Source organism: Streptomyces sp. NPDC059909 (genome assembly GCF_042730885.1).
Lineage (GTDB): Bacteria > Actinomycetota > Actinomycetes > Streptomycetales > Streptomycetaceae > Streptomyces.
The window spans coordinates 1-4,261 of sequence record NZ_JBHWKX010000175.1; the positions used below are offsets into that span (position 1 = coordinate 1).

Here is a 4,261-nt window from a genome sequence, read left to right on the forward strand (position 1 = left end):
CGGGCGGGGCTGTCCGGCTCGCTGGAGACCGCGCTGGCCGGCGCGGACGTCTTCATCGGCGTCTCCGGCGGTACGGTCCCGGAGCCGGCGGTCGCGTCCATGGCGCCGGGCGCCTTCGTCTTCGCGATGGCCAACCCGAACCCGGAGGTCCACCCGGACGTCGCGCACAAGTACGCCTCGGTCGTGGCGACCGGGCGCAGCGACTACCCGAACCAGATCAACAACGTGCTCGCCTTCCCGGGCATCTTCGCGGGCGCGCTGCAGGTGCGGGCGTCCCGGATCACGGAGGGCATGAAGATCGCGGCGGCGAACGCGCTGGCGGACGTGGTGGGCGACGAGCTCGCCGCGGACTACGTGATCCCGTCGCCGTTCGACGAGCGGGTCGCTCCGGCCGTGACGGCTGCGGTTGCCGCGGCGGCGCGGACGGAGGGTGTCGCCCGCCGCTGATTCCCCCCGGGGGCTGACGCCCCCGGGCCCCCACGGTCCCGGCCGCGACTGCGCGCCCGGGACCGTGGTGTTTGCGCGGGGCGGGCGGGTGACCGGTGTGCCCGTACCGGCATCGCGTGGTGGGCCCGTGTGTCCGTCCTCAAGCGCCGGACGGACTGGGTGGTCGGGGCGCCCCGTGCCGAGTCGGTTGCTGTCCCGAGGCCGCTCCGGGGCTCGTGTCCGGGACGTCATGAGTGCCCCCAGGGCGAAGTCCTCGGAGGAGGCGGGGGCCGCGGGGCGCAAGAGGGTGTGCGTCACACTCGTGCGCGGTTCCGTCGGGCCGTGGCCCGGCCTATCGTCAAGGTCATGTTCGCCGCCTACGCCGCACGCATCGACCGCGACCAGCCGCTGACCGGACTCGAGCTGGGTGAACGCCCGGCGCCGGAGGCGCCGCCCGGCTGGACGGTCGTCAACGTCAAGGCCGCCTCCCTCAACCACCACGACCTGTGGTCGCTGCGCGGGGTGGGCCTGTCCGAGGACAAGCTCCCGATGATCCTCGGCTGCGACGCCGCCGGCGTCGACGCGGACGGCAACGAGGTGGTGCTCCATTCGGTGATCGGCCAGACGGGTCACGGCGTCGGCCCGGACGAGCCCCGCTCCATCCTCACCGAGAGGTACCAGGGCACCTTCGCCGAGCAGGTCGCCGTCCCGGCGTGGAACGTCCTCCGGAAGCCGAAGGAGCTGTCCTTCGAGGAGGCCGCCTGTCTCCCCACCGCCTGGCTGACCGCGTACCGGATGCTCTTCACCAACGCCGGGGTGCGCCCCGGGGATTCGGTCCTGGTCCAGGGCGCCGGCGGCGGCGTCGCGACCGCGGCGATCGTCCTCGGCAAGGCGGCCGGACTGCGCGTCTACGCCACGAGCCGCGACGAGGCCAAGCGCAAGCGTGCCGTCGAACTGGGTGCCGTCGACGCCTTCGAGTCCGGCGCCCGCCTGCCGCAGCGCGTGGACGCGGTCATCGAGACCGTCGGCGCGGCCACCTGGTCGCACTCGATCAAGTCGCTGCGACCCGGCGGCACCCTGGTGATCTCCGGTGCCACGAGCGGCGACCGCCCCTCGCACGCCGAGCTGACCAGGATCTTCTTCCTGGAGCTGAAGGTCGTCGGCTCGACGATGGGGACGAAGGACGAGCTGGAGGACCTGCTCGCCTTCTGCGCGGCGACCGGCGTCCGGCCCGTGATCGACGAGGTGCTGCCGTTGGACCGGGCGCGGGAGGGCTTCGAGAAGATGGAGTCCGGCGAGCTGTTCGGGAAGATTGTCCTGACGAACTCTTGATGGTTCGTCAGATGCGCTGATGGGATCTCCGGCACTGTCGTTCTTCGTGCCGGAGGTCACCCATGCGCCGCCTGCTCGCCGTCCTCGCCTGTTCCTTCGTCCTGGCCGGTGCCACCCCCGCCCGTGCGGACAGCCCTCCGGGGGACATACCCCGGCTGACGGACGACCGCGGACGGGTCCTCACCCTGCGCGGCTGGAACGTCGAGGACAAGATCCACCGCGGCGAACAGGCCCTGTCCGCGATCACCGAGCGGCACTTCCGGGACATGAGTGCCCAGGGCTTCGACTTCGCCCGGCTGCTGGTCTTCTGGGACGATCTGGAGCCCGTGCGCGGTCGCTTCAGCGAGTCGTACCTGCGCAAGATCGAACGCGTACTGGACTGGGCCGGGAAGTACGACATCCAGGTCCTGATCGACGCTCACCAGGACGTCTTCGGCCCGGCCTTCGGGCATCGCGGCATCCCCGCCTGGGCCACCCGCACCGACGGCCTGCCGTTCACCCCGCACCCGGACGACTGGTTCGCCGAGTACTTCGAGCCCGCCGTGCAGCGGGCCTTCACACACCTGTACGAGGACCCCGATCTCCGGCACGCCCAGGCGCGCATGTGGCGCGTCCTGGCCGATCGCTTCGAGGGCCATCCCGCGGTCCTCGGCTACGACCTGATCAACGAGCCGATGGGCGAGCTGCGCGAGGGTGAGGACCTGGCGGCTGCCGCCCGCCGTATCGAGCGCGACCAGCTCACCGGGATGTACAACCGCCTCGCGGACGCGGTCCGTTCGGTGGACCGTGACAACTGGGTCTTCGTCGAACCGACGCCGATCGTCGGCGAGGGCGTCCCGACGGGGCTCGGGAGGATCAAGGACCCGAAGGTCGTCTACGCCCCGCACTTCTACAACACCGCCATGGAGGCGGGTGCGGACTACGACCCCACCGGGGGCTGGATCGAGTCGTACGAGGCCGCGGTCACCGTCTATCCGAAGACCTACCGGGTCCCGGTCGTCGTGGGGGAGTGGGGTCCGCTCAACAACACCCTGCCGAACATGGGCCGCTTCTACCGTGACGCGCTCGCCTCGCTGGCGCGCTACAGCTCGGGGTGGGCGGGCTATGTGTGGTGCTACGGCGGCGGGTACTGCGCGGTGGACGGTGACGGCCGCTTCCGTACGAACAAGGAGCAGACCGCGGCGCCGTACGCGCGGGCGGTCGCGGGCGTGGTGCGTACGGAGGCATGGGATCCGGTGGCGGGGGCGTACCGGCTCTCGTACGACGCGCGGGGGTACGTCACCGAGCTCTCGCTGCCGCCGAGCGCGGGGGGATGGCGGGTCGCGGTGTCCGGCGGTTCGCTGCGGGGTGACCGTGTGTACGCCCGGCCGGGTGCGCGGGTGACCGTGACGGTCAACCGGGGTTGACGGTCATCCGGTGTCAACGTAGGTTGACGTCATGACCGAAGCAACCGATCTCGCCGAGCGGGCGGGCGACCATGACCCGCGGGTCGGGCTACGGGCCGTCGCCGCGCTGCGGCGGCTGCTGGAACAGCTCGAAGCCGTCCAGGTCAGAAGCGCCCGCAATCAGGGCTGGTCGTGGCAGGAGATCGCGGCCGAGCTGGGCGTCAGCAAGCAGGCCGTGCACAAGAAGTACGGGAGGCAGTGATGTTCGAGCGGTTCACACAGGGCGCCCGCGCGGTCGTGACCGGCGCGGTCGTCCATGCGGAACGGACGGGTGCGGCCTCCGTCACGACGGAGCACATGCTGTTGGCACTGCTGGACCAGGAGGGTACGAAGGCGTCGTTCGCCTTCCGGTCGCTCGGGGTCGCGGACCGGCGCGCGTCGGTGGAGTCGTCCCTGGTGGACGCGCGCCGTCGGGCCGGGCTCTCGAAGGCGGACACGGAGGCGCTGGCCGGGCTCGGGATCGACGTCGCGGAGATCGTCGCGCGGGTCGAGGAGACGCACGGCGCGGGCGCGCTGGCCGGTGACCGCAAGGGCGGGGGCAAGGGTGGGCGGCCGGGGCACCGCCCCTACTCGCGCGAGGCGAAGGACGCCCTGGTGAAGTCGCTGCGGATCGCCCTGGGCCGGCGAGAACGTGCGATCGGTGACGAGCACATCCTGCTGGCCCTGGCGGCGGGGCCGGGGATCGTCGCCGAGGTCCTCGCGGACCACGGCGCGACGTACGCGACGCTGGAACGGGCGATGTTCCCTTCGGGGTGAGCCCAGCGTGGTGCTTCCCGTGCGGGGTGGCCTGGCTGCGGCCCGGTGGGTGGTTTGTGCCCACCCGTTCCTCCCCCCAGCGGCACGATTGCTCACAAACCACCGGGGGATCAGCCGACCCCGGGGCGAGCTGCCCACCCCGCTCGCCCTGATGGAGGGGAGGCGCAGGGGTCGTGTTCTGGACGTCAAAGCGCCCGCAACTCGCGCGGTGACTGGTTTGGTGGTCGTCTCGGGCTGAGTTGATCTGCGGGCCTGGATTGTTGATCATTGGGGATCGTGTCCGAGACCCCGTCGCTGCCGAG

General features: G+C 71.6%; 5 protein-coding genes. All 5 read left to right on the top strand.

Annotated elements, in window-relative coordinates; translation table 11 throughout:
* Nucleotides 1–447, top strand: a 447-nt coding sequence (locus tag ACFV9O_RS39780) for a malic enzyme-like NAD(P)-binding protein (protein ID WP_385427840.1), incomplete at its 5' end; no start/stop codon positions are given.
* A gap of 345 nt (nucleotides 448–792) precedes the next feature.
* Nucleotides 793–1,758, top strand: a complete 966-nt coding sequence (locus ACFV9O_RS39785) for a zinc-binding dehydrogenase (RefSeq protein WP_385427849.1) — start codon at nucleotides 793–795, stop codon at nucleotides 1,756–1,758.
* A gap of 62 nt (nucleotides 1,759–1,820) precedes the next feature.
* The gene (locus ACFV9O_RS39790) at nucleotides 1,821–3,164 is read left to right on the top strand and encodes a cellulase family glycosylhydrolase (RefSeq protein WP_385427842.1); all 1,344 of its coding nucleotides are present in this window, start codon (nucleotides 1,821–1,823) and stop codon (nucleotides 3,162–3,164) included.
* Nucleotides 3,165–3,195: 31 nt separating this feature from the next.
* The gene (locus ACFV9O_RS39795) at nucleotides 3,196–3,405 is read left to right on the top strand and encodes a helix-turn-helix domain-containing protein (protein WP_385427844.1); all 210 of its coding nucleotides are present in this window, start codon (nucleotides 3,196–3,198) and stop codon (nucleotides 3,403–3,405) included.
* A complete protein-coding gene (locus tag ACFV9O_RS39800; protein WP_385427846.1) occupies nucleotides 3,405–3,959 on the top strand; it encodes a Clp protease N-terminal domain-containing protein in 555 nt (184 codons plus the stop codon). The genes ACFV9O_RS39795 and ACFV9O_RS39800 overlap by 1 nt, the downstream gene beginning before the upstream one ends.
* The last annotated feature ends 302 nt before the right edge of the window (nucleotides 3,960–4,261 follow it).

Bases quoted from the DNA above. Each gene is read 5' to 3' on its own strand.
- ACFV9O_RS39785 (WP_385427849.1), top strand. From the start codon at position 793: ATGTTCGCCGCCTACGCCGCACGCATCGACCGCGACCAGCCGCTGACC.
- ACFV9O_RS39790 (WP_385427842.1), top strand. From the start codon at position 1,821: ATGCGCCGCCTGCTCGCCGTCCTCGCCTGTTCCTTCGTCCTGGCCGGT.
- ACFV9O_RS39795 (WP_385427844.1), top strand. From the start codon at position 3,196: ATGACCGAAGCAACCGATCTCGCCGAGCGGGCGGGCGACCATGACCCG.
- ACFV9O_RS39800 (WP_385427846.1), top strand. From the start codon at position 3,405: ATGTTCGAGCGGTTCACACAGGGCGCCCGCGCGGTCGTGACCGGCGCG.